Origin of the sequence: Dietzia sp. DQ12-76 (assembly GCF_014145045.1) — a bacterium.
In the GTDB taxonomy this organism is placed as follows: domain Bacteria; phylum Actinomycetota; class Actinomycetes; order Mycobacteriales; family Mycobacteriaceae; genus Dietzia.
The window spans coordinates 1-4,227 of sequence record NZ_JAALDV010000058.1 but is presented as its reverse complement, the minus strand read 5'-3'; the positions used below and the strand labels follow the sequence as shown (position 1 = coordinate 4,227).

General features: G+C 68.1%; 3 protein-coding genes. All 3 read right to left on the bottom strand.

Annotation, left to right across the window (positions count from 1 at the left end):
• Window positions 1-119: 119 nt before the first annotated feature.
• A complete protein-coding gene (gene secA, locus G6019_RS02990; protein ID WP_182612219.1) occupies window positions 120-2,891 on the bottom strand; it encodes a preprotein translocase subunit SecA in 2,772 nt (923 codons plus the stop codon).
• A gap of 170 nt (window positions 2,892-3,061) precedes the next feature.
• On the bottom strand, window positions 3,062-3,745 hold the full coding sequence (gene hpf / locus G6019_RS02985; protein ID WP_107755939.1) for a ribosome hibernation-promoting factor, HPF/YfiA family: 684 nt from the start codon (window positions 3,743-3,745) through the stop codon (window positions 3,062-3,064).
• Window positions 3,746-3,978: 233 nt separating this feature from the next.
• Window positions 3,979-4,227, bottom strand: a 249-nt coding sequence (locus tag G6019_RS17065) for a hypothetical protein (protein ID WP_206681801.1), incomplete at its 5' end; no start/stop codon positions are given.

The window sequence follows — 4,227 nt, the reverse complement described above, 5'->3', positions numbered from 1 at the left end:
GGGACTACGAGGTCTGCGCCACGTACGCCCGCGGGCCGAGACTGTTCGCCGTCGCGGCCCGCATCCGGGTCACCGATACCGGGGCGACCTGCACGGCCCTCCGGTTGGTCTAGGGGCCGTCAGCCCTTGCGCCCGCGGGACGCGGCCTTGGCCGCTCGTTCCCGGCGGTCGAGCCGGTCCTGCCGTTCCCGGGAACGACGCTCGGCACGGTTGGCCGGGACACTCTCGTCGACGAGCTGCGCCTCACCCGTCTCCGACGGGCCCGAGAACTGCATCTGATCGTCGCTCACGTCGCGGCCCGTGCCCGCGGCCTGCAGGATCGGATTGGCACCCGCGAGCGACGCGGCCTGCGCCGCAGAGGGCGCCGCCACCGACTTCTGCTGCTGACCGGCCTCGACCTTGACGTTGAACAGGAACGCGACGGTCTCCTCGCGCACCCCGTCCATCATCGCCGCGAACATGTCGTAACCCTCGCGCTGGTACTCGACCAGGGGGTCGCGCTGGGCCATGGCACGCAGCCCGATGCCCTCCTTGAGGTAGTCCATCTCGTAGAGGTGCTCGCGCCACTTCCGGTCCAGGACCTGGAGCATGATCGATCGCTCGAGCTGGCGCATCGCGCCCTCGCCGCCGATGCCCTCGATCTCGGCTTCGCGCTCGTCGTATCGGGCGAAGACGTCGTCGAGGATCGCGTCCTTGAGGTTCTTGGCCGACAGGTCGCCCGACGCCCCGTACTCGTCGCCGTCGATGATCGACTGCGCGGTGATCGAGACCGGGTAGAGCTGCCCGAGCGCGTCCCAGAGCTTGTCCAGGTCCCAGTCCTCGACGTACCCCTCGGCGGCGGCGCCGTCGACGTAGGCGCTGATCACCTGATAGATCATCGACTCGACCTGGTCGGTGATGTCCTCGCCCTCGAGGATCCGCTTGCGCTCGCCGTAGATGACGGTGCGCTGCTGGTTCATCACCTCGTCGTACTTGAGGACGTCTTTGCGGATCTCGAAGTTCTGCGACTCGACCTGTGTCTGGGCGTTCTTTACGGCCCGCGAGACCATGCCTGCCTCGATCGGCACGTCGTCGGGCAGGCTCAACCGGTTCATGATCGCCTCGACGGCCGCGCCGTTGAAGCGACGCATGAGCTCGTCACCCAGGGACAGGTAGAACCGGGACTCACCCGGGTCACCCTGGCGACCCGAGCGGCCGCGCAACTGGTTGTCGATCCGCCGGGAGTCGTGTCGCTCGGTGCCCAGGACATAGAGACCGCCGGCCTCGCGGACCCGCTCGGCCTCCTCCTTGCTGAGCTTGCGCATGCGCTCGATCTCGGCGTCCCATGCCTCCTCGTACTCCTCCGGAGTGTCCACGGGGTTGAGTCCGCGCTCACGCAGGTTGAGGTCGGCGATGATGTCCGGGTTGCCACCGAGCACGATGTCGGTTCCACGACCGGCCATGTTGGTCGCCACGGTGACCGCACCCGGGCGACCGGCCTGGGCGATGATCTGGGCCTCGGACGCATGGAACTTGGCGTTGAGGACGTGGTGCTTGATGCCCCTGCGGGTGAGCAGCCTCGACAGGTGCTCACTGCGTTCGACGGACGCGGTGCCCACGAGAACCGGCTGCTTCTTCTCGACGCGTTCGGCGATGTCCTCCACCACCGCGGCGAACTTCGACTCCTCGGTCTTGTAGATGAGGTCGGCCAGGTCCTCGCGCGCCATCGGCCGGTTGGTCGGGATCGGCATGACCTCGAGCTTGTAGATGGAGTAGAGCTCCGCGGCCTCGGTCTCGGCCGTACCGGTCATCCCCGCGAGCTTCTCGTAGAGACGGAAGTAGTTCTGCAGGGTGATGGTGGCCAGGGTCTGGTTCTCGGCCTTGATCTCCACCCGTTCCTTGGCCTCGATGGCCTGGTGCATTCCCTCGTTGTAGCGGCGCCCGTCGAGGACCCGCCCCGTGAACTCGTCGACAATGATCACGTCGCCGTCGCGGACGATGTAGTCCTTGTCCTTGGTGAACAGCTCCTTGGCCTTGATGGAGTTGTTCAGGTAGCTCACGAGCGGCGAGTTCGCCGCCTCGTAGAGGTTGTCGATCCCGAGCTGGTCCTCGACGAACTCGACGCCCTGCTCGGTCACACCGATCGTGCGCTTCTTCCGGTCGACCTCGTAGTGCGTGCCCTCCTCGAGCAGGGGGGCGATACGGGCGAACTCCCCGTACCACTTGCTCGACCCGTCGGCGGGGCCCGAGATGATCAGCGGGGTCCTCGCCTCGTCGATGAGGATCGAGTCGACCTCGTCGACGATCGCGTAGTTGTGGCCACGCTGGACCAGCTCCGCGGTGTCGTGCGCCATGTTGTCGCGGAGGTAGTCGAAGCCGAACTCGTTGTTGGTGCCGTAGGTGATGTCGGCCGCGTAGGACTCCCGCCGCTGCGCGGGGGTCATGCCGCCGAGGATGGCTCCGACGGACAGCCCGAGGAACCGGTGGACGCGACCCATCCACTCGGCGTCGCGCTTGGCCAGGTAGTCGTTGACCGTGACCACGTGGACGCCCTGGCCGGACAGGGCGTTGAGGTAGGCGGGCAGCACACAGGTCAGGGTCTTGCCCTCACCGGTCTTCATCTCCGCCACGGCGCCGGTGTGCAGGACGATGGCACCGATGATCTGCACCTTGTACGGCCGCTGCCCGAGCACCCGGTAGGCGGCCTCGCGGGCCACCGCGAACGCCTCCGGCAGCAGGTCGTCGAGCGTCTCACCCTTCGCCAGCCGAGCCTTGAACTCGTCGGTCTTGGCGCGGAGCTCGTCGTCGGTCAGCGTCTCCGTCGCCTCGGACAGGGTGTCCACGTAATCGGCGAGAGCGCTGTACCGCTTGAGCTTTCGACCTTCGCCGGCTCGGAGCAGCTTGGAAAGGATGGACACAGTCTCGAACGTCCTCGTGGTCGGGGTGATCGGAATTCTGGCTACCTGCGCGGGGTCCACGCGGGCCCTCGGTCCATCCTAGGTGCTCTGGGCCCCGGATACACGCCGCGGGCGGCCCGGTCCATTCGGACCGGACCGCCCCCGGGGCGTGCGAGCCGTGACCGTCAGGCCTCGTCGCTCAGCGTGATCAGCCCGTAGTCGAACGCGTGCCGCCGGTAGACGACGGTGGCGCGCCCGGACTCGGCATCGCGGAAGAGGTAGAAGTCGTGTCCCACGAGCTCCATCTTCTCGAGCGCGTCGTCGACCGACATCGGGGTCCCGTCGTGCTCCTTGCGGCGCACGATCTGGCCGGGGAGCTGATCGTCGTGCCCGTCGGCGTACTCATCCAACACGTCCGCCGGTGCGGCCTCGGGCGCGAGCTCAGCGGTGGCCTCGGCGACGGACTGCGGCCGACGGTGACCGGAGTGGCTGATCTTCCGCCGGGTGCGGGCCTTGCGCATCTGCCGCTCGAGCTTGGCCACCGCCGATTCCAGAGCGGCGTAGAAGGTGTCCTCGGCGGCCTCCGCGCGGGCGACGCCCGGCTTGCCCTTGAGGGTGATCTCGATCCGCTGGCTGGCCTTGGCCAGTCGTGGATTCTTCTCGTGCAACAGCACCACGTCGAACCGGGTGATCGCCGGCGAGATCTTCTCGATCTTCGCGAGCTTGGTGTGGATCCGGGTCGCGAAGTGGTCGGGGACCTCGACGTTCCGGCCCTTGATGGTCACCTGCGCTTCAGGGGCACCGGGGTCGTCGGTCGACGGACCGTCGAAGGTGGCGGGGTCGAGCAGGACTGCGGGGGTCTTCGCCATCGAAGCTCCTCCTCATCGGGCCTGCGGCGGGCCCCGGAGACCGGCCCGGTTACCGCCCGGGACCCCGGTCGAGGGGCCAACCCACATGGCTGAGTGGACACTCTCCGGACGTGGGACACCATCGGCTGAATTCTCGTGAACGCGCTGGTGAACCCCGTCCGCGACCTACGATACCCGGTCGCCTGTGCACCGGACCGCAGTAGGCTCAAGTCGTCCGGAAGTCACCCTCGCCCTCAGGCGGCGGTGACCGCGATGACGCCGTCGACGCGCAGACCGCCCTCGCCCAGCGCACCGACGCACGCGGCGGCCGTGGCCCCCGTGGTGACGACGTCATCCACCACGAGGACGGTCGCCGGCGTCCTGAGCACCTCGGCGACCGTCGACGGCGCCCCTGGCGTAGCCCGGATCAAGGTGTCCGGCGATCGTCTCCTGATCCGGCCCGAGAGGTTGCCGGACCTCGCCCGCGCGTCCAATCCGGCGGC